This is a genomic window from Citrobacter sp. C1 (assembly GCF_014596895.2).
Classification (GTDB): domain Bacteria; phylum Pseudomonadota; class Gammaproteobacteria; order Enterobacterales; family Enterobacteriaceae; genus Citrobacter; species Citrobacter gillenii.
Map to the genome: position 1 here is coordinate 4,332,713 of NZ_CP115035.1, position 19,920 is coordinate 4,352,632.

General features: G+C 51.9%; 23 protein-coding genes and 3 tRNA genes. 14 read left to right on the top strand and 12 right to left on the bottom strand.

The annotated features are described in order from the left end of the window. Window positions 1-51 precede the first annotated feature (51 nt). Window positions 52-831 (bottom strand): deoxyribose-phosphate aldolase, encoded by a 780-nt coding sequence (gene deoC, locus IB214_RS20765; protein WP_197970842.1) that lies wholly within the window; start codon window positions 829-831, stop codon window positions 52-54. 261 nt (window positions 832-1,092) lie between these two features. On the opposite strand from deoC, the gene IB214_RS20770 reads away from it, so the two are divergent. Together IB214_RS20770 and IB214_RS20775 are read left to right on the top strand one after the other, a co-directional pair. Next, window positions 1,093-2,643: a YjjI family glycine radical enzyme gene (locus IB214_RS20770; protein WP_117342355.1), complete on the top strand. Its 1,551-nt coding sequence runs from the start codon at window positions 1,093-1,095 to the stop codon at window positions 2,641-2,643. Further along, window positions 2,615-3,478 (top strand): YjjW family glycine radical enzyme activase, encoded by an 864-nt coding sequence (locus IB214_RS20775; protein ID WP_117342356.1) that lies wholly within the window; start codon window positions 2,615-2,617, stop codon window positions 3,476-3,478. The genes IB214_RS20770 and IB214_RS20775 overlap by 29 nt, the downstream gene beginning before the upstream one ends. Window positions 3,479-3,535: 57 nt before the next feature. Here the strand turns inward: IB214_RS20775 and IB214_RS20780 are convergent, their stop codons facing one another. The 8 genes from IB214_RS20780 to IB214_RS20815 form a co-directional block, all read right to left on the bottom strand. Then, window positions 3,536-4,312 (bottom strand): metal-dependent hydrolase, encoded by a 777-nt coding sequence (locus IB214_RS20780; protein WP_117342357.1) that lies wholly within the window; start codon window positions 4,310-4,312, stop codon window positions 3,536-3,538. Beyond that, complete coding sequence (locus IB214_RS20785) at window positions 4,309-5,382, bottom strand: patatin family protein (RefSeq protein WP_117342358.1); 1,074 nt, start codon at window positions 5,380-5,382, stop codon at window positions 4,309-4,311. Before IB214_RS20785 ends, IB214_RS20780 begins: the two co-directional genes overlap by 4 nt. A gap of 121 nt (window positions 5,383-5,503) precedes the next feature. Continuing rightward, window positions 5,504-5,665: a DUF1328 family protein gene (locus IB214_RS20790; protein ID WP_003019081.1), complete on the bottom strand. Its 162-nt coding sequence runs from the start codon at window positions 5,663-5,665 to the stop codon at window positions 5,504-5,506. A gap of 126 nt (window positions 5,666-5,791) precedes the next feature. Further along, complete coding sequence (osmY, locus tag IB214_RS20795; protein ID WP_115259528.1) at window positions 5,792-6,409, bottom strand: molecular chaperone OsmY; 618 nt, start codon at window positions 6,407-6,409, stop codon at window positions 5,792-5,794. 305 nt (window positions 6,410-6,714) lie between these two features. Then, window positions 6,715-8,304 (bottom strand): peptide chain release factor 3, encoded by a 1,590-nt coding sequence (prfC, locus tag IB214_RS20800; protein WP_115259529.1) that lies wholly within the window; start codon window positions 8,302-8,304, stop codon window positions 6,715-6,717. Between the two features lie 92 nt (window positions 8,305-8,396). Further along, window positions 8,397-9,077, bottom strand: a complete 681-nt coding sequence (gene yjjG / locus IB214_RS20805) for a pyrimidine 5'-nucleotidase (RefSeq protein ID WP_117342359.1) — start codon at window positions 9,075-9,077, stop codon at window positions 8,397-8,399. 14 nt (window positions 9,078-9,091) lie between these two features. Continuing rightward, entirely contained in the window at window positions 9,092-9,538 is a 447-nt protein-coding gene (gene rimI, locus IB214_RS20810) for a ribosomal protein S18-alanine N-acetyltransferase (protein WP_096758411.1), read from the bottom strand. Then, window positions 9,507-9,920, bottom strand: a complete 414-nt coding sequence (locus IB214_RS20815) for a DNA polymerase III subunit psi (protein ID WP_096758412.1) — start codon at window positions 9,918-9,920, stop codon at window positions 9,507-9,509. The genes rimI and IB214_RS20815 overlap by 32 nt, the downstream gene beginning before the upstream one ends. Window positions 9,921-10,075: 155 nt before the next feature. On the opposite strand from IB214_RS20815, the gene rsmC reads away from it, so the two are divergent. The 4 genes from rsmC to IB214_RS20835 all read left to right on the top strand — a co-directional run bounded on the left by rsmC (window position 10,076) and on the right by IB214_RS20835 (window position 11,566). Then, window positions 10,076-11,107 (top strand): 16S rRNA (guanine(1207)-N(2))-methyltransferase RsmC, encoded by a 1,032-nt coding sequence (rsmC, locus tag IB214_RS20820; protein ID WP_115259530.1) that lies wholly within the window; start codon window positions 10,076-10,078, stop codon window positions 11,105-11,107. Between the two features lie 137 nt (window positions 11,108-11,244). Continuing rightward, window positions 11,245-11,331, top strand: a tRNA-Leu gene (locus tag IB214_RS20825). 29 nt (window positions 11,332-11,360) lie between these two features. Beyond that, a tRNA-Leu gene (locus tag IB214_RS20830) sits at window positions 11,361-11,446 on the top strand. Between the two features lie 34 nt (window positions 11,447-11,480). Continuing rightward, window positions 11,481-11,566, top strand: a tRNA-Leu gene (locus IB214_RS20835). Window positions 11,567-11,605: 39 nt separating this feature from the next. Here IB214_RS20835 and IB214_RS20840 read toward each other — a convergent pair. Beyond that, complete coding sequence (locus tag IB214_RS20840) at window positions 11,606-11,842, bottom strand: DUF1435 domain-containing protein (RefSeq protein WP_223240169.1); 237 nt, start codon at window positions 11,840-11,842, stop codon at window positions 11,606-11,608. A 255-nt stretch (window positions 11,843-12,097) separates the two neighbouring features. Here IB214_RS20840 and IB214_RS20845 point away from each other — a divergent pair, with 255 nt between their 5' ends. The 3 genes from IB214_RS20845 (at window position 12,098) to IB214_RS20855 (ending at window position 14,693) form a co-directional block, all read left to right on the top strand. Continuing rightward, window positions 12,098-13,162, top strand: a complete 1,065-nt coding sequence (locus tag IB214_RS20845) for a diguanylate cyclase (RefSeq protein ID WP_115259532.1) — start codon at window positions 12,098-12,100, stop codon at window positions 13,160-13,162. Window positions 13,163-13,281: 119 nt separating this feature from the next. After that, window positions 13,282-14,079 (top strand): siderophore-iron reductase FhuF, encoded by a 798-nt coding sequence (fhuF, locus tag IB214_RS20850; RefSeq protein WP_117342361.1) that lies wholly within the window; start codon window positions 13,282-13,284, stop codon window positions 14,077-14,079. Window positions 14,080-14,234: 155 nt separating this feature from the next. Next, a complete protein-coding gene (locus IB214_RS20855; protein WP_115259534.1) occupies window positions 14,235-14,693 on the top strand; it encodes a YbaK/EbsC family protein in 459 nt (152 codons plus the stop codon). Between the two features lie 54 nt (window positions 14,694-14,747). Here IB214_RS20855 and bglJ read toward each other — a convergent pair whose 3' ends face one another. Together bglJ and IB214_RS20865 are read right to left on the bottom strand one after the other, a co-directional pair. Further along, on the bottom strand, window positions 14,748-15,425 hold the full coding sequence (gene bglJ, locus IB214_RS20860; protein ID WP_117342362.1) for a DNA-binding transcriptional activator BglJ: 678 nt from the start codon (window positions 15,423-15,425) through the stop codon (window positions 14,748-14,750). Next, entirely contained in the window at window positions 15,386-16,111 is a 726-nt protein-coding gene (locus IB214_RS20865) for a LuxR C-terminal-related transcriptional regulator (protein ID WP_117342363.1), read from the bottom strand. Before IB214_RS20865 ends, bglJ begins: the two co-directional genes overlap by 40 nt. Before the next feature lie 456 nt (window positions 16,112-16,567). Between IB214_RS20865 and IB214_RS20870 the strand changes: the two genes are divergently transcribed. From IB214_RS20870 to IB214_RS20890, 5 genes are all read left to right on the top strand, one after another. Then, window positions 16,568-17,344 (top strand): threonine/serine exporter ThrE family protein, encoded by a 777-nt coding sequence (locus tag IB214_RS20870; RefSeq protein ID WP_138140550.1) that lies wholly within the window; start codon window positions 16,568-16,570, stop codon window positions 17,342-17,344. Beyond that, window positions 17,335-17,808: a threonine/serine exporter gene (locus IB214_RS20875; protein ID WP_096758421.1), complete on the top strand. Its 474-nt coding sequence runs from the start codon at window positions 17,335-17,337 to the stop codon at window positions 17,806-17,808. The genes IB214_RS20870 and IB214_RS20875 overlap by 10 nt, the downstream gene beginning before the upstream one ends. 122 nt (window positions 17,809-17,930) lie before the next feature. Continuing rightward, on the top strand, window positions 17,931-18,470 hold the full coding sequence (dnaT, locus tag IB214_RS20880; protein WP_096758422.1) for a primosomal protein DnaT: 540 nt from the start codon (window positions 17,931-17,933) through the stop codon (window positions 18,468-18,470). Between the two features lie 2 nt (window positions 18,471-18,472). Next, window positions 18,473-19,210: a DNA replication protein DnaC gene (gene dnaC, locus IB214_RS20885; protein WP_096758423.1), complete on the top strand. Its 738-nt coding sequence runs from the start codon at window positions 18,473-18,475 to the stop codon at window positions 19,208-19,210. 68 nt (window positions 19,211-19,278) lie between these two features. Then, window positions 19,279-19,767 (top strand): DUF2501 domain-containing protein, encoded by a 489-nt coding sequence (locus IB214_RS20890; protein ID WP_115259538.1) that lies wholly within the window; start codon window positions 19,279-19,281, stop codon window positions 19,765-19,767. The last annotated feature ends 153 nt before the right edge of the window (window positions 19,768-19,920 follow it).

Genomic DNA, 19,920 nt, shown 5'->3' on the forward strand with positions numbered 1-19,920 from the left:
ATGCCGGATGGCGGCTTGCACCTTATCCGGCCTACGATGGGCAATAAAAACTTAGTAGCTGCTTGCGCTCTTACCGTCGCCGTGACCCAGCGCCTTCAGCAAGCTTGCCAGCAGGCTGGATGCGCCAAAGCGATAGTGACGGGAATCCGCCCAGTCTGCGCCAAACAGTTCATCGGCAATGGCGAGGAATTGCTGCGCGTCTTCCGCAGTACGCACGCCGCCAGCCGGTTTGAAACCAACGGTTTTCGAAACGCCCATATCGCGGATCACTTCCATCATGATGCGTGCGCTTTCCGGCGTCGCATTAACCGGGACTTTACCGGTAGAGGTCTTGATGAAATCAGCCCCTGCTTTGATGGAGATTTCAGATGCTTTGCGAATCAACGCTTCTTCTTTCAGTTCACCGGTTTCGATGATCACTTTCAGCAGCACGTTTGCCGCTGCACATGCTTCTTTACAGGCTTTCACCAGGTCAAAACCGACCTGCTCATTACCGGCGATCAGCGCACGATACGGGAATACCACATCAACTTCGTCTGCGCCGTAGGCAATCGCTGCACGGGTTTCTGCCAGCGCAATATCGATGTCATCGTTGCCGTGCGGGAAGTTGGTTACCGTTGCAATACGGATATCCGGCGTGCCCTGCTCGTTCAGCGTTTTACGCGCAATAGGGATGAAACGCGGATAGATACAGATTGCCGCCGTGTTACCCACTGGGGTTTTTGCCTGATGACACAGCGCGATCACTTTTTCGTTGGTGTCGTCATCATTCAGGGTGGTCAGGTCCATCAGTTTCAGGGCACGCAGGCTGCTTGCTGTTAAATCGGTCATAACATTCTCCAACGGCATCGCCGTATAAAATTTCACCTTGCGAGTTTGTTAGTATTCTAACATCCGCTCGCTATTACACTTCGATATACATCACAGTTAATGAAAACCACATACAGATTTGCATTACTCTAATGAGATCTACTTCAAATAATCGAGCTTTACTGGCGAGAAGCGATGGCATCAGGCGCATCCGGATCAAAGGTTAAGGATCGGTTGCTTCCTACAATGTTGCTTAACCTTCGGCACATAAAGGAATCGACGATGCCCACTTCAAGCGAACTCGCGCTGCAACAGCGCTGCCAACAAATCGTGACCAGTCCGGTGCTCAGCCCTGAGCAGAAACGCCACTTTCTGGCGCTGGAGGCAGAAAACGCACTGCCTTATCCGCAGTTGCCTGCTGAAGCACGCCAGGCGTTGGATGACGGAGTTATCTGCGATATGTACGAAGGTCATGCCCCGTTCAAACCACGTTATGTTTTGCCCAATTATGCGCATTTTCTGGCCAACGGTTCAGCCTGGCTGGAGCTGGAAGGTGCACAGGATCTTGATGACGCCTTATCCTTGCTCACCATTCTGTACCACCATGTTCCGTCAGTGACGTCGATGCCGGTGTACCTTGGTCAGCTCGATGCCCTGCTGCAACCGTATGTTAGAATTCTAACACAAGAAGAGATCGATATTCGAATAAAACGTTTCTGGCGGTATCTCGACAGAACCCTGCCAGACGCCTTTATGCATGCCAATATTGGCCCGGCCGATACGCCGATCACCCGCGCCATTTTACGTGCAGATGCAGAGCTAAAGCAGGTTTCGCCTAATCTTACCTTTATTTATGATCCACAAATCACACCTGACGACCTGCTGTTAAACGTGGCGCAAAATATTTGCGAATGCAGTAAACCGCATATTTCCAACGGCCCTGAAAATGATAAAATTTTCACAAAAGGCCATTATGGCGTCGTCAGTTGTTACAACTCGCTGCCGCTGGCGGGCGGCGGAAGTACACTGGTTAGGCTGAATCTGAAAGCCATCGCAGAGCGCAGCACGTCTGTCGATGACTTCTTTACGCACACCCTACCGCACTATTGCCAGCAGCAAATTGCCATCATTGATTCACGGTGTGAATTCCTCTATGAGAAATCACATTTCTTTGAGAATAGCTTCCTGGTGCAGGAAGGGTTGATTGATCCCGAACGTTTTGTGCCGATGTTTGGTATGTACGGCCTGGCGGAGGCGGTAAACCTGCTGTGTGAGAAGGCCGGGCTGCACGCACGCTACGGCAAAGATGAGAGCGCTAATGAGATGGGCTATCGGATCAGCGCCCAGCTTGCCGACTTTGTGGCCAACACTCCGGTGAAATACGGCTGGCAGCAGCGGGCGATGCTGCATGCGCAGTCGGGGATCAGTTCAGACATTGGCACCACGCCGGGCGCGCGTCTGCCGTATGGCGACGAGCCGGATCCTATTACTCATCTGCAAACCGTGGCCCCGCATCACGCGTATTATCACGCCGGGATCAGCGACATCCTCACGCTGGATGAAACCATCAAGCGTAACCCACAGGCGCTGGTACAGCTTTGCCTGGGCGCGTTTAAAGCCGGAATGCGTGAATTTACCGCCAACGTCAGCGGTAACGATCTGGTCCGCGTCACCGGTTATATGGTGCGCCTGTCGGATCTGGAAAAATACCGTGCCGAAGGCTCACGCACCAACACCACCTGGCTGGGCGAAGAGGCCGCTCGCAATACTCGTATTCTGGAACGTCAACCTCGCGTGATGAGTCATGAACAGCAGATGCGCTTCAGTAAGTAGGCTGATCCCTTTCTCCTGCGTCGACGGGCCGGGCAGTCGCCTGGCCCTGTTCCTGCAAGGGTGCAATCTGCGCTGTAAAAATTGCCACAATCCGTGGACGATGGGGCGATGCAACGATTGCGGGGAGTGCGTACTGCATTGTCCACATGACGCCTTAAGTCTGAGTGCGGGAAAAGTGTGGTGGCAGTCCGATGTTTGCCAGCAGTGCGACACCTGCCTACAAATGTGCCCGCAGCAGGCCACGCCAATGACGCAGACGATGAGCGTCGATGAGGTGCTGCATCACATTCGTAAGGCATCGTTGTTTATTGAAGGGATAACCGTGAGCGGCGGTGAGGCGACAACGCAGCTTCCTTTCGTGATTGCGCTGTTCTCAGCGATCAAAGCCGATCCGCACCTGCAACACCTGACCTGCATGGTGGACAGCAACGGCATGCTGCGTGAAACCGGCTGGGAGAAGCTGCTGCCGGTTTGCGATGGTGTCATGCTGGATTTAAAAGCCTGGGACAGCGCATGTCATTTGCAGCTCACCGGGCGCGATAACGCGGCAATCAAGCGCAGTATTCTCTTTCTGGCCGAGCGGGGAAAACTGGCGGAGCTTCGCCTGCTGGTCATTCCCGGACACGTTGATTACCTGCAGCACGTTGATGCGCTGGCCGCGTTTATTCACCGCCTGGGCAACATTCTCGTGCGGCTTAACGCGTTTCATGCGCATGGCGTGTATGGTGAAGCCAAAGCCTGGCCGAGCGCGACGCCAGAGGACGTGGAAGAATTGGCAAAGGAATTACGGGCACGCGAGGTTGATAACCTAATTTTCCCGGCGTTATATCTGTGACTTGCCGGATGCGACGCCAAAGCGTCTTATCCGGCCTACAAGCGGCGTCGCCCGCAGTCAAACATTAAACAACGTCGTCGTATTGCGATACAACGCCTCGGCGATGACCTCTGCGGGCTCCGGGCGCAGCTCACATAATACTTCAAACACCCTGGTGACCTGCTCCGGGCGATTGGGCTGACCCTGAAAGCCGTTGAGCGGCATATCCGGCGCATCGGTTTCCAGCAGCAAAGATCCCAGCGGCAGCCGCGCCATCACCTCGCGCGTTTTGCTGGCACGGGGATAGGTAATGGTTCCGCCCACGCCAATTTTATATCCCAGCTGCACAAAGCGTTCCGCCTGCTGCAAGCTCCCGGCAAAGCCATGCACTACGCCGGTACGCGGTAGCGCATGGCGCTTAAGGTGCATCGCCAGTTTGTCATGAGTACGTCGTGAATGCAGGATCACCGGCAGTTCGTAGCGCTTCGCCAGTTGAAGCTGCGCGTCCAGCATCCTTTCCTGCTTGTCGAACTGCGGATCATCACGATACAAATCCAGTCCTATCTCCCCTACCGCCACCACCTTCTGTACACGCTTTTCCAGCGCCTGTTGCAACTGGTCTAGGGCATCATCGTCATGATGTTCAATCACAATCGGATGTAAACCCAGAGCTGCAAATAGCGGGGGGTAGGTTTGCGCCAACGCCAGCACGCGGGAAAAGTTCGCCGCCTCGGTCGCCGGCACAATAATGCGGCTCACACCGGCTTCAATTGCCCGCTGAATGCTTGCAGGTTCGTCGCCGGTGAACGGCGGAAAATCAAAATGACAATGCGTATCGATAAACCGATAGCTCACGCCAGATCCTCATGGCTAAACGTCGTGTCGTTGGCCTGAGGTGCATCGGCCACCACCGGTATAAGGGCATCGTTGGCAACCGGTGCCGGAGGGACCACCACCGGTCCAGGCACCATAATCTTCGGCGTCTGGCGGGGCAACGGTGTGTTTTTCGCCAACAGTTTACCGACGGTCGCCAAAAAGTAACGTCCGCACAGGCGTCCGGTTTTATAGTCTTCCCGCAGGGCCGGAATTCGGCTTCCCAGCGCCATACTGTGGAGCGGCTTGGGCGGATAGATCTCAAAGATACGCAGCTTACCCGGCGGTTTTTCAATAAAACTCTGAATGGCGCGGTAGCTGGCCTCATGATGCTGCACCAGATTGACCAGCGGTTGCAGGCTGCTTTCCCCCAGCCAACGTTCCATGCGTTTGAACCACTGCGGGGTGTAGTACATTTGCGAGGGCACGGTGCGGATCACCACCAGCGTTTTCGCCCCCTGCTTTACCGCCTGCTGAACGGGGATGGCGTCACTGACCCCACCATCCAGATAGTTCACGCCGTCCAGCGCTACCCCGCTACGATAAAATCCAGGAATGGCGCTGGACGCACGCAGAAGGTCGAGCCAGTTTTGTCGGTTCGGCAAAAAATAACCCGGCGTGTAGTCATCTCCGCGACAGGCGCACATGTAAAACGCTTTTCCCGCGGCAAATAACTGTTCGGCATGGTCTATCGCCAGCGGCATCTGCGCGGCGGTGGCCTCTACCAGCCAGTCGAGATCGATGAGATTTCCCCCGCGCACAAACCGCACCGGGTCAAAGAATTCACGTCGGGTGGTGTAGCGCATAATCACTTTGCGCCCGTAACCTGGCTGGTTACAGAGATAGGCCGACAGGTTTTGCGCACCAGCGGACGTCCCGTAGAAGAGATCAAAAGGATTAAACTGCGCGCGCATAAACTCGTCCAGCACGCCCGCGGTAAAAATGCCTCTTTGCCCTCCGCCCTCGCACACCAGCGCCATGCTGCCGGGTTGAAACGGACGTAACGATAACGGCGCAATATTACCGAGCGTGACGGGTATTCTCTGCCCCACCTCTGCCTTCCTGTTTTTTTTATGATAGAGCGACAAAGTAACGCAAATTACGTATCACTAAAACCGTAAAAGCCAGTCCGCTGGACTGGCTGAGTAGCAATTTTTCTTTACGGTTTACCAACTAGGGTCGTTTACGCCCGGTAAACAGGCTGACCAGGAACAAGATAATCCCCACCACGAAGACAATTTTCGCTGCACCTGCAGCGGTACCCGCCAGTCCACCAAAGCCCAGAGCGGCGGCAATTAACGCGATAACCAGAAATATGATGCCCCAACGAAACATACGCTTCTCCTTTACCATAGTTAATGTCAACCGCTTGATATGGGCGCTCAGGCCGCCCATTGCGATATTTTAGTGTGGTGCACAACGCGCCTTCCGACAAATATCAGGTTGGCGAATTAAGTCGAATTACTGAGTTTTGAGGTCGTTTTTAACGCTTTTCACGCCATCAACGGCTTTGGCGATACTCTCAGCGCGCTCGATTTGCGCCTGTGAGTCAACGGTGCCTGAAAGCTGAACCACGCCATCGGTGGTCTCCACTTTCACTTTGCGAGAAGGAACGATGTCATCAGCCAGCAATTTGGCTTTGACTTCACTGGTGGTTGCCGTATCGCCCGCATAGCCTTTTACAGAAGTGCTTTTGCTGTCACGCACGTGCAGTTTGTCGCTCACGGAGGTAACTCCCTCAACGCCTTTCGCCACTTTTACCGCTTCTTCTGCCTGCGCCTGGCTTTCAACAAATCCGCTTAACGTGACCACTTTCTGGTCTGTTTTAACCGAGATATCGGTGCTCTTAATGCTTTCGTGATCGACCAGCGCGGCTTTCACTTTTGCGGTAATGGAGCTGTCATCCATGAAATCGCCGACTTTATTCATCGAGCTATCGACTTTCTGCCCTGCGCTTTCAAGACCGGATTGCCCTTTATCGGTGGTCGCGTTTTCTGCAAATGCAGACCCCGTGGCAACAGCAGACGTCAGCATCACAGCCAGCAGCGTTTTTGAGATCTTCAGTTTTGTCATTGTCATCGATTTAATCCTTTTTTTGCTCATATCGATGCTCTGCCGCTTATCGGGCTGAGCCAGCAACTAATCTCGTAATCAAAATAAATATCAGCTAAAACAACTAAGATGAGAAAGTAACGTAGAATTTAAAGCCGATATTTATGTCATCACATTGTTAAATATAGATCACAATTTTGATGCCGCAGACAAATATGGTCAAAAAATAGGCAAAATGAGGAAAAAGTGCGGGATTTAAGAACATTCCGTAAGGGATTAATAAGGCTGGGAAAGTCGCAGGGCACGGCATAAGCCGCACCCTGGAAGGTCGATTAGTGTTCGCGAGTTTTACGGAACGTCACGTCCGGATAACGTTCCTGGGTGAGGTTCAGGTTAACCATGGTCGGGGCGATATAGGTCAGGTTATCGCCGCCATCCAGCGCCAGCTGAATTTCGTTTTTACGCTTAAACTCTTCGAATTTCTTCACGTCTGAGCATTCTACCCAGCGCGCGGTCGCCACGTTGACCGATTCGTAGATCGCTTCAACGTTGTATTCGCTTTTCAGGCGGGAAACGACGACGTCAAACTGCAGCACACCAACGGCACCGACGATCAGGTCGTTGTTGGCAATTGGACGGAAGACCTGCACCGCACCTTCTTCAGACAGCTGTACCAGCCCTTTCAGCAGCTGTTTTTGCTTCAACGGATCTTTCAGGCGAATACGACGGAACAGTTCTGGCGCGAAGTTCGGAATACCGGTGAACTTCATCATCTCACCCTGGGTAAAGGTGTCGCCAATCTGAATGGTGCCGTGGTTGTGCAGACCGAGGATATCGCCCGGGTAGGCTTCTTCCACGTGAGAGCGGTCACCCGCCATAAAGGTCAGCGCATCAGAGATCACTACGTCTTTACCAATGCGCACCTGACGCATTTTCATGCCTTTCTCGTACTTGCCGGAAACCACACGCATGAACGCCACGCGGTCGCGGTGTTTCGGGTCCATATTGGCCTGAATTTTAAACACAAAACCGGTGAATTTCTCTTCAGATGCCTCAACGATGCGGGTGTCGGTTTTGCGCGGCATAGGCGCAGGCGCCCACTCCACCAAACCGTCAAGCATATGGTCAACGCCGAAGTTACCTAACGCGGTTCCGAAGAACACCGGAGTGATTTCACCGGCGAGGAACAATTCCTGGTCGAACTCGTTAGACGCGCCCTGCACCAGTTCCAGCTCGTCGCGCAGCTGCTGCGCCAGGTCTTCACCGACGGCGGCATCCAGCTCCGGATTATTCAGGCCTTTAACAATACGGACTTCCTGAATAGTGTGACCTTTACCGGTCTGGTACAGATAAGTTTCGTCTTTATACAGGTGGTAAACACCTTTGAACAATTTACCGCAGCCAATCGGCCAGGTAATTGGCGCGCAGCCAATTTTCAGTTCGTTTTCGACTTCATCCAGCAGCTCCATCGGATCGCGGATATCACGGTCGAGTTTGTTCATGAACGTCAGGATCGGCGTATCGCGCAGACGCGTTACTTCCATCAGCTTACGGGTACGGTCTTCTACACCTTTCGCGGCGTCGATAACCATCAGGCAGCAGTCCACCGCCGTCAGCGTACGGTAGGTATCTTCCGAGAAGTCTTCGTGCCCTGGGGTATCCAGCAGGTTTACCAGGCAGTCATGATACGGAAATTGCATCACAGAGGTGGTAATAGAGATACCACGCTGCTTTTCCATCTCCATCCAGTCTGATTTCGCGTGCTGGTTAGAGCCGCGGCCTTTAACGGTACCGGCGGTCTGGATTGCCTGTCCGAATAACAGCACCTTTTCGGTGATCGTCGTTTTACCGGCATCCGGGTGAGAAATAATGGCAAAGGTGCGGCGTTTGGCCACCTCTTGCAAATAAGGAGACAACGTCATAGTTCAATCTTCTTGAGTAAGCGCGGCTCTACGTCACGCATGTTGAATACGAAAAATTGCGGCTATTTTACCCATCAATGGGGGGGAGGCAATCAGTGTTTACACAGGAGTTGTTCCAGTTCGCTTAATGAAGCCACGGTCCAGGTCGGTTGAATGCCCGCCGGCTGTTCGCGTTGGTGCGCATTTAGCCAGCAGGTTGATAGCCCGGAATTGATGCCACCCAGAATATCGGACTCCGCCGTGTCACCCACCATCAGCACGCGGGAGCGTTCGGGATTGCCCGCCTGCTCCAGCGCATAATCAAAAATACGCGGGTCGGGTTTTGCTACACCAACCTGCTCAGAAATAACCATCAGGTCAAAGTAATCGCGCAGACCGGTGCGCTCAAGACGGATTTGCTGCAACGCGGTAAACCCGTTGGTAATAATACCGATTTTCGTTTTGCCACGAATCGTATTCAGCAGCGACACCGCACCTGGCAACGGAGAGCAGATTTCTGCCATCGCATTAATAAACGCATCATTGAGCGACCCAGGCGGCACGTTCAGACGCTCAGCCCAGCTCAGGAAACGGGCATGCTGCAGTTGTAATGAGGTGATCGCACCGTTTTGATAATCCACCCACAGCGGTTTATTCACGGCCTGGTAGTCCTGAAAATCCTCAGCGGTAAAGGTAATGCTGTAGTCAAGAAACATCCGCTGTAGGCCGGTAAACGCGTCAAATGTGAACAGCGTTTCGTCGGCATCAAAGAAAATCCAGTCCCACTTCTTCATCATTACACCTTGTCTTACATACTGATTGGCAATGCCATAATAATGGCGTCTTCGTGGCCGTCGGCTGTCGGGTAGTAATTGCGGCGGATCGTCGCCTCGTTAAAGCCCAGGCTTTCGTACAGCGCAATCGCCGCAGCGTTCGAGGCGCGAACTTCTAACCACAGCGTCAGAATGCCGCGTTTTTCCAGCTCGTCGATCAGGTACTCCAGTAGCTCACGTCCCAGTCCCCGTCGCTGAAAATCAGGATCGACGGCAATGTTGAACAGCGTGGCTTCATCCAGCACGACCTGCGTTATCGCAAAGGCGGCCATCGTTCCATCAACGGTTAACTGATAGTTGAGATAGCGATCGCCCTGGTTGCTGGCAAATGTTTTTTCGCTCCATGGAAAAGCATGGGCGCGTTTTTCAATCTGAAATGCTGCGGGTAAATCAGTCGGATTGAGGGAAGAAATCGTGTTCATATGCGCAGATTTGTTGCCATAAGGCGGCGCGTGCCGCTGGGTTTTCCCGTAATTCATTAAACGCAGGACTGGTGACCTGAGCGCCATCCAGTTGCAGAGGCTCTTCGGTTCCCAGCCGCCAGCTATTACAGCGACTGCCTTGCGGCAGCATGGCGACACGGTCTGGCGTCAGTTGTAAAACCTGATCCGCACTGACGGTCAATGCGCGTAAAATATCGTTCATCAACGGTTCGGTTAACGCGGGTGGCTCCGCCGCGACCATCACCAGACGGACGTGCGCAGGAATGGAAATCGCGATCTCCCCTTGCAGTGCGCCAGGACGGCGCAGCGACCACTGCGTAATGCCCAGTTGCTGTAACTGCCAGTCTCGTCGGGATGTCATAGCGAAACACTCCTGTCTATCAGGGGCGCAAATATAGCAAATCTGTCGAATCTACGCCAACAAACAACGATACACGACATCCCGCAGGACGCCTTGATTCAGCTTGACTGATTTTGTGTATATAATCGCAACCTGTATAAATTGAGGAGCATTCCATGTCTGCTTTTACCCCGGCAAGTGAAGTCTTGCTGCGCCACAGTGATGATTTCGAACAAAGCCGTATTCTGTTTGCCGGTGATTTGCAGGATGACCTGCCTGCCCACTTCGAAAGTGCCGCCAACCGTGCACATACCCAACAACTCCACCACTGGCAGGTGTTAAACCGCCAGATGGGCGATAACGTACGCTTTAGCCTCGTAGCCCAGGCCGAAGACGTTGCGGACAGCGATACGCTGATCTATTACTGGCCGAAGAATAAGCCGGAAGCCCAGTTCCAACTGATGAACATTCTGTCGCTGCTGCCGGTCGGCACCGATATTTTTGTCGTTGGCGAGAACCGCAGCGGTGTACGCAGCGCGGAGCAGATGCTGGCCGAATTCGCGCCACTGAATAAAATCGACAGCGCACGCCGCTGTGGTCTCTATCACGGTCGCCTGGAAAAACAGCCGGTCTTTGATGCCGAAAAATACTGGGACGAGTACAGCGTCGACAACCTGACCATCAAAACGCTGCCGGGCGTGTTCAGCCGTGACGGCCTGGATGTCGGCAGCCAACTGCTGCTCTCAACCCTGACGCCGCACACCAAAGGTAAAGTGCTGGATGTCGGTTGCGGGGCGGGTGTTCTCTCCGTAGCCTTAGCCAGTCATTCACCGAAAGTGCGACTGACCCTGTGTGATGTCAGTGCATCCGCGGTTGAAGCCAGCCGAGCTACGCTTGCGGCAAACGGAATTGAAGGCGATGTCTTCGCCAGCAACGTTTTTTCTGACGTGACCGGTCGCTTTGACATGATCATCTCCAACCCGCCGTTCCACGACGGGATGCAAACCAGCCTCGATGCCGCACAAACTCTGATTCGCGGCGCGGTGCGTCATCTGAACAGCGGCGGTGAACTGCGTATTGTGGCCAACGCCTTCCTGCCGTACCCGAAAATTCTGGATGAGATGTTTGGCTTCCATGAAGTCATCGCCCAGACCGGTCGTTTTAAGGTGTATCGCACGGTAATGACCCGCCAGGCAAAGAAAGCCTAACGGAAATCACTCACGGCCATGTACGTGGCCGTTTTTGCGCCAATCAACCCAGACCGCGTAATTAGCTATTGACGAAAAGTTGAAAACCACTAGAATGCGCCTCCGTGGTAACGATACTTTTTGAGTGTCGATGGTATGCGAAGGTGGCGGAATTGGTAGACGCGCTAGCTTCAGGTGTTAGTGTCCTTTCGGACGTGGGGGTTCAAGTCCCCCCCCTCGCACCATAATCCACGTTTGATATTGCTCGCACTGGGCGAAGGTGGCGGAATTGGTAGACGCGCTAGCTTCAGGTGTTAGTGTCCTTAGGATGTGGGGGTTCGAGTCCCCCCCCTCGCACCAACGAGGCGATATCAAAAAAAAGTAAGATGACTGTGCGAAGGTGGCGGAATTGGTAGACGCGCTAGCTTCAGGTGTTAGTGTCCTTAGGATGTGGGGGTTCGAGTCCCCCCCCTCGCACCAATTATCTTATTTTCCTCTCGATTATCTTCCTTGCTTTGTTCATCCCTGATTCCAGTTCATCATCATCAGAACCACACCGGCGATCACTGCTGCGCATGAAGGCAGTAAAACATAATGCCGTAAACGCTTGTGGTACAGCATCAGTGAAGTTAACAGTAATCCTAATACAATCATCGCTTTCCATGCGTGAACTGACAGGTCAGTAAAAGCCAGACCCGCAATGAATATCCCCGGCAGCAGCACACCCCATCCACTGCCCAGCGCACGTTGCAACATGGTTTCACCTATGACATTGATAATGATAACCAATATCATATGATATATTTTCTCATTTGTCAGCGGGGAAGTACTATCAATTATATGAGTTTTACTTAACGATTGATGACATGAATAATTTAAGGTGATAAATTGCTCGCCGGTTAGCTTTTCAACTAAAAACAATAAAGACCCCGGCTAATGATACCTCGTTCGTTATTTGTTTTATTTACCAACACACCTTCGTATATAGCAGATAAATAACAACATTTACCTATGACAGTACAATCCTGGCGAACGCTACGCACCAAAAAATATCAACTCTCTTTACGACTGTTTCTGCTGCTCAACGCAGTCTCCGCACTGTTTACACTCTTTTTTCCACTTTTTGCCGTTAAAGCGTTATCAGAACCGGCGTTGACGATACTCGTGATGAGTACACTGTTGCTGGCATGGCATGGGAAATATGCGGATAAACGAATTAATCTTCCTTTTATTTCACTCGCTTTTGGCTTGTTGTGGGCATTACATATTTCCTTGAAATATAACGCACTAGGTCATAATGATTATTCTTTTCTATTGATAGCGCTGCTCAGCGTACTGTTTATTGGATCAATTGCTTTTGCCAATAATATCATCGCCTTTACCTTCCATTCACTCCCCTCCGTTGCCGTCTGCTTGTGGCTGAACGGCAGCGAACATGGACTGCGCGTGATCTATTTTATGGCGCTGCCGATGGCCGGGATCGCCATTCAGCACGTGATACAAAAGCGCTATGACGGTTTTGCTCAGCAACTGATGTACAAGCTACTGGAAGAACGGGAAACGCTAAACGGTCTCAGTATGCTCGACCCGTTAACCGGGCTGTATAATCGCCGGGGACTGCAACACCGACTCGATACGCTGCTGGCCCTGAGCAACGCGAAGCATTACGTGCTGCTGCTGGATATCGACCATTTCAAAGCCTATAACGACCATTACGGGCATATGATGGGTGACCAGGCGCTGATCCGTGTTTCCGCCGCCATTCGGGATTCCGTACGCTCACGGGATGTGGTGGCACGCTTTGGCGGCGAGGAATTTATGGTTTTACTGACAGCAGTCGATCCGCAGCAGGCACAGGCCGCCGCCGAGCGTATTCGCCAGAAAGTCTACGATCTTAAAATTCCCCACATGTTTAACGAAAACGTGGCCACCAACGTGACCGTCAGCATCGGCATTGCGCCGTTGGTGGATCAGGATATTGATGCCGCAATAAGCAAAGCGGATAAAGCCCTTTACGAAGCCAAAAATCAGGGACGCAATAACACGCTAGTCAGCGATGAACTGCGGATAAACTAACCCCTGCCTACGCTATCCGTGCGCTGCCTCCCGACACCACGACAAAGATCTTGCCATAGCCAGCCCTCGCCTATAGGATTAGCAATCATTATCATTTAGATTAACATCCTTATATAGCTATGGCTTATCGTTCCACACCGATCGTTGAAATCGTTGAAGATGTCATCTGGCGCAGCCACCTCCCTACGGAGATGCCGTCGCTGGCCGATTCAGTGCGTGCAACCATTGCTCAAACCCGTGAGCACCTACTGGACTTCATTCGTCTTGATGAAACACCGCCACAAGGTGCCATGACGCTGCATGAATGGGCCCAACCCGCCACGCTGCGTTCACTCCTGGCAGTTTATTCCGATCATATCTATCGCAATCAGCCCACGTTAACTCGTGAAAACAAACCGCTGATTTCACTCTGGGCACAGTGGTATATCGGCCTGATGATGCCCCCGCTGATGGTGGCGCTGCTGACGCAAAAAGACGCCATTGATGTTGCACCCGAACATATGCACGTCGAGTTTCACGAAACGGGTCGTGCAGCCTGCTTCTGGATAGACGTTCACCCCGACAGGCAGACCAGCGCCCGCTCACCACAGCAGCGGATGGAAACACTGATTCTTTCTGCACTGACGCCGGTTGTCCGGGCGCTGGAAGCAACGGGAGAGATTAACGGCAAGCTTATCTGGAGCAATACCGGATACTTAATTCACTGGTATTTGACAGAGATGAAGCCGCTGCTGGGTGATGAACTACTGGCAGCGTTGCGCCAGGCCTGCTTCTTTGAGAAACAACTCACCTGTGGCGAGGATAATCCACTCTGGCGCACCGTGGTGCCACGTGACGGGCTGTTAGTCCGCAGAACCTGCTGCCAGCGCTACCGTCTGCCAGACGTCCAGCAATGCGGCGACTGTACGCTGAAATAAGCGAGAATCCTCCCCCTCGCCGCTCGTCTTAAACGTCCTGCTGATGTTGCTTTGTTGTAACAATAAAATATTTACAGCCACGCTTCCCCTGTGACAAATTACGCCATGCGGTTTTCTGCCGTGCAGAACTGCGCGTACGCTATCGGGAGAGAAGAATGAGTTTGCAATCAGTACGGCAATTTTTGGCGGAACATGCCCCGGATATTGAAATCATTGAACTGGACCAGAGCACGGCCACCGTCGATCTGGCAGCGAAAGCCCACAATGTTGAACCCGGACAGATCGCTAAAACGCTTTCTCTAAAAGTAAAAAATGACATTATCCTGGTCGTCGCCAAAGGCGATGCCCGTCTGGATAATAAGAAGCTAAAAGGTACGTTTGGCGCGAAAGCCCGCATGCTGAGTAGTGATGAAGTGGTCAACGCAACGGGACATCCGGTTGGTGGCGTCTGCCCTTTTGGACTGGAGACCCCCATTTCAGTCTACTGTGATATCTCCCTGAAGCATTACGCTGAAGTCCTTCCCGCAGCTGGAGCCACGCACAGCGCAGTGCGTATCACGCCAGACAGAATGGCTGAACTGACTTCTGCTACCTGGGTTGATGTCTGTCAGTAACGAATACCCACCCTGGTGCCGGAGAGTGAATCCGGCACACGCGTAATCGCCCCGTTACGAAACCGCATGGAGAAAAGGCGCTGGCTCCCCGGCACGCAGGTACAGCAGAATATCAGCGGCATCCAGGAGTCCGGCGTCAGAATTCACACCCAGTTTAGACATCACGTTAAATTTATGCGCCCGAATGGTTTTAATGTTCCGTTCAAGCTGAATGGCGATCTGCGGCATCGAGTATCCATTCGACATAAAACGCAGTATTTCGCGCTCAGTAGGGCTTAACATACGGTTTTGGTTAACAAACCAGTGATTTTTTGTCCCTTCGATTCCCCGTTTGGCGCAATTCAAGGCCGCGAGTAGCCCTTCCTGTAATACATCCAATGATGATGCTTTGCTGATGACCCCATCCAGCGGCAGCGGGGAAAGCGAGCTAATTAATCGCACTTCCGCATCATCATCAGCGATCACCACGCGCCGGATACGCGGGTAATTGACCGCCAGTTCCGTCAGGTAGACCAGCCCTGCGCGGCGATCCGCTCTTAACGCTGAAAGTGAAAAAATGACCGCAGAAAAAGACGTTTTTAACATTTCCTGGCTAAAGGTCGGCTGATTAGAAAACTGATAAAGATGGTATGGGCTATCTGGCATGGTATTAAATAAACTCTTAATACCTACACGACTCATTGCGCACTTTTCTACCAGTGCGACATTGCTTTTGTTATTTCTGCTTTCCATTCCGTGGTCTCTCCATAAACTGAAGGTAAGTTCAGCTCTCGTGCTCCTTGAGAACTGTTTATCCATGCATACATTTCTGCATTGCTATGGATTGATAAACGACGCATCGCGCTATTTTTTTGCGCGCTAATTGTTTTATTACTTTTCTTTAGTAACATCGCAATCTGGTTAATTCCCCAACCTTTTCCGAGTAGCCGTAACACTTTTCTTTCAGAAAGGGTGAGCACAATTGACCGAGCGCTGTGATCCTGTAATTCAGGGATAATTGGCGGAGAGAGCAGCACCTTACTGATTCTCTCGGCCCGGGTATTTCCCGAATGAATAACATTCACCAGACTCTCAATGGGTTCCGCATCAGATAAGAGTGAGCTGACAGGACACATGAGCAACTCAACAGCCAGAGGATAAAACAGGCGTGAAACGAGAAAAACCCAGTGGATATCGCGATATTGAGACAGTAAAGAATAGTATTGATCGCAGATTGCACGCGGATTACTACAGTCCCTGGTTAAGTCGGCTATCACCAGGTCAGAGCAGCGCAACTGCAGCAAAGTTAGTTCTTCTACGGAGCGACAATACGTCAGTTCATAATCAGAGAACTGCCCTTGCATCACCCCTTTAAGCCCAGTTTGTATGATTGGTAATTTACTAATGATAATTGCGTTCTTGCAGCGTCCTGGCAACATAAATCCTCCATATTCACCTGTCCGCAATCTTGTTCACCTGAAATTCTTTCATAAATAAAAAAACAATAAGACAGCAGGTAAAAAAGATAGACAGTATGAATTGTTTATCCTTGGTTTTTATTTTAAATATATGAAAAAGTGATGACACTACAATCCTAATAGCATCACACTATAAAACCATCCTGACATAATCACTTAGAGGAACATTAATTGTACAATTAAAATATCTACATTAATTTATTAGCGCTACTTACGTAATTGCTGCACACAGGAATAACCGCACCAGGGAAGTTAACCCTATAGCATAGAAAAGAGAGCCGCACATCGGCAAAACTCACCGCTCTGCCTCTTTTTTCAACACAAAGATTGATCTTAGCCAGAGCCAGCGGGATCATGCTTCATGATAAAAAGAAGACAATCGTTATCCAGAGTGCATCTTTTCAGTCAGAGCGAGCCATGCAAACAGAGCAGTCGTCACAGCGAACGGTTACACGGTTATGTATACAATGCGGACTATTTTTATTGCAACACGGAGCGGAAAGCGCGCTGGTTGACGAACTCTCTACCCGCCTCGGCCTGGCGCTTGGTATGGATAGCGTAGAAAGCGCCATCTCCTCTAATGCTATCGTCCTGACCACCATTAAAGACGGACAATGCCTGACATCGACCCGAAAAAATCAGGATCGCGGCATCAATATGCACGTCGTAACCGAAGTTCAGCACATCGTCATTTTGGCCGAGCATAAGCTGCTGGACGGCAAAGGCGTGGAGAAACGCTTTAGTCAGATTAAACCGCTGCGCTACCCTCGATGGCTGGTTTCATTGATGGTCGGCCTGTCCTGCGCCTGCTTTTGTAAGCTGAATAATGGCGGATGGGATGGGGCGGTTATTACCTTTTTTGCCAGCATGATTGCCATGTATATCCGCCAGATTCTGGCCTCCCGGCATTTGCATCCGCAAATTAACTTTTGCGTCACCGCTTTTGTCGCCACCACCATTTCCGGTCTGCTGCTGACGTTGCCGACGTTTAATCACACGCCGACGGTTGCCATGGCGGCCAGCGTGCTGCTGCTGGTTCCAGGTTTCCCATTGATTAACGCGGTCGCAGATATGTTTAAAGGGCACATAAATACCGGGCTGGCGCGCTGGGCCATTGCCAGCCTGCTCACGCTAGCAACCTGCGTTGGCGTAGTGATGTCGATGACTCTGTGGGGGTTACGCGGATGGGTGTAATTGATTTCATTTTTGCCCTGCTGCAGGACATGATCCTGTCTGCAATTCCGGCTGTCGGATTCGCCATGGTCTTTAACGTACCGCATCGGGCGCTCCCCTGGTGTGCCCTGCTCGGCGCGCTTGGCCACGGTTCACGCATGGTGATGATGACCGCGGGGCTCAATATCGAATGGTCAACCTTTATGGCATCATTACTGATTGGCTGCATCGGGATCCAATGGTCACGCTGGTATCTGGCGCACCCGAAAGTCTTTACCGTCGCGGCAGTAATCCCCATGTTTCCGGGGATCTCCGCATACACGGCGATGATCTCTGCGGTAAAAATCGGTCATTTCGGTTACAGCGAAGAGCTGATGATTACCCTGCTGACTAACTTCCTGAAAGCCTCGTCCATCGTGGGGGCTTTGTCCATCGGGCTTTCCGTACCTGGATTATGGCTGTATCGCAAACGCCCGCGCGTGTGACGGTGCACCTGCTTAATACCATAGCGGATGGGGAATCACCCTCATCCTGCTTCTCTCCTTCTTCTCTGTGTTACTATAAAAGCAGTCCCCTTCTCGGTTGTTGTTCAGTATTGAGAAACATTATGCCCTGTAAAATTTTGACTCCGGACGTCGTCGGTATTGACGCCTTATTACACGATCACCAGGCCGTGCTGGCAAAGTCAGCAGGTGGCGCAGTGGCCGTTTTCGCCAATAATGCGCCCGCGTTTTATGCCGTAACCCCTGCGCGTCTGGCCGAACTACTGGCGCTCGAAGAGAAGCTGTCACGTCCGGGAAGCGATATCACGTTGGATGCGCAATTTTACGAAGAACCGCAAGCGGCACCTGTTGCCGTACCGATGGGGAAATTTCCGATGTACGCTGACTGGCAGCCCGATGCTGACTTTCAGCGACAGGCCGCGCTATGGGGCATCGCGCTCAGAGAACCGGTCACCGCCGAAGAGCTGGCCGCGTTTGTGGCCTACTGGCAGGCAGAAGGCAAGATCTTTCACCATGTTCAGTGGCAGCAAAAACTCGCGCGTAGCGTACAAATTGGCCGGGCCAGCAATGGCGGAATGCCCAAACGTGATGTTAACAGTGTCAGCGAACCTGACAGTCATATTCCACCGGGTTTTAGAGGATAACGATGAAAAACGTTGGCGACCTGATGAAACGTCTGCAAAAAATGATGCCGCCCAATGTCGAGCCCGCATTCAAAACGGGCGAGGAACTGCTGGCGTGGCAAAAAGAACAAGGTGAAATTCATGCCGCGGCGCTGGCGCGCGAGAACCGGGCCATGAAAATGCAGCGCACGTTTAACCGCTCCGGTATCCGTCCGCTGCACCAGAACTGCTCGTTTGAGAACTATCGGGTCGAGTGCGAAGGACAAATGAATGCCCTGAGCAAAGCCCGTCAGTACGTCGAAGAGTTTGATGGCAATATCGCCAGCTTTATCTTCTCCGGCAAACCTGGCACCGGAAAAAACCATTTGGCTGCCGCCATCTGCAACGAACTGCTGCTGCGCGGCAAGTCAGTGCTGATCATTACCGTGGCAGACATTATGTCGGCAATGAAAGAGACGTTCAGCAATCGTGAAACCAGCGAAGAACAACTGCTCAACGATCTCAGCAACGTAGATCTGCTGGTGATCGACGAGATCGGCATGCAGACCGAATCGCGCTATGAAAAAGTGATCATCAACCAGATCGTCGATCGCCGCTCTTCCTCCAAGCGACCGACCGGCATGCTGACAAACAGCAATATAGATGAAATGAACAAACTGCTGGGTGAGCGCGTGATGGATCGTATGCGGCTCGGCAATAGCCTGTGGGTGATTTTTAACTGGGAAAGTTATCGCAGCCGAGTGACAGGCAAAGAGTATTGAGACCATTCCTAACATCAGCAGCGCTATACTGCGCTGAAAAGGCATAACACGAGTTACCTATAATGATAATGATGAAAGCAACAAAACGATTTCTGTGCTGTGCGGTTGCCGCCAGCACGCTGATCTCCACCAGCGTTTTCGCCGCCTCCTGGCAGGATTCACTCTCCAGCGCGGCTGGCGAACTGAGTAAGCAAACCTCTGGCTCTCAGAGCAGCAGCTCACTTTCTTCCCTGACCAGCCTGCTCGGCAGTAATCAGTCGCTCACGTCCAGCAGTATGAACAACGCAGCCGGGATTCTGGAATATTGTGCGAAACAGAAACTGGCTTCGGTCACCGATACCGAAAACGTCAAAAATCAGGTGCTGGATAAACTAGGCCTGGGCGCAACGGAGCAGAAAAAAGACACCAACTATCTGGACGGCATTCAGGGCATGCTCAATGCCAAAGATGGTCAACAGCTTAATCTGGATACGATTGGTAACAGCTCGCTGGCAAAGCAAGTCAAAACCAAGGCCTGCGATCTGGTGTTAAAACAGGGTATGAACTTCATTTCCTGATGTACAAATGCCGCGCACGGTTTTTCACAGCCTGCGCGGTATCAATTTATGTCCCGCAAACATTCCTCAAAATAATCAGTAATCCCCTTAAACACCCTGCATATCTAAACCAATTCTGAATAACAACGTAATTAAATGTCACTACAATTGCAG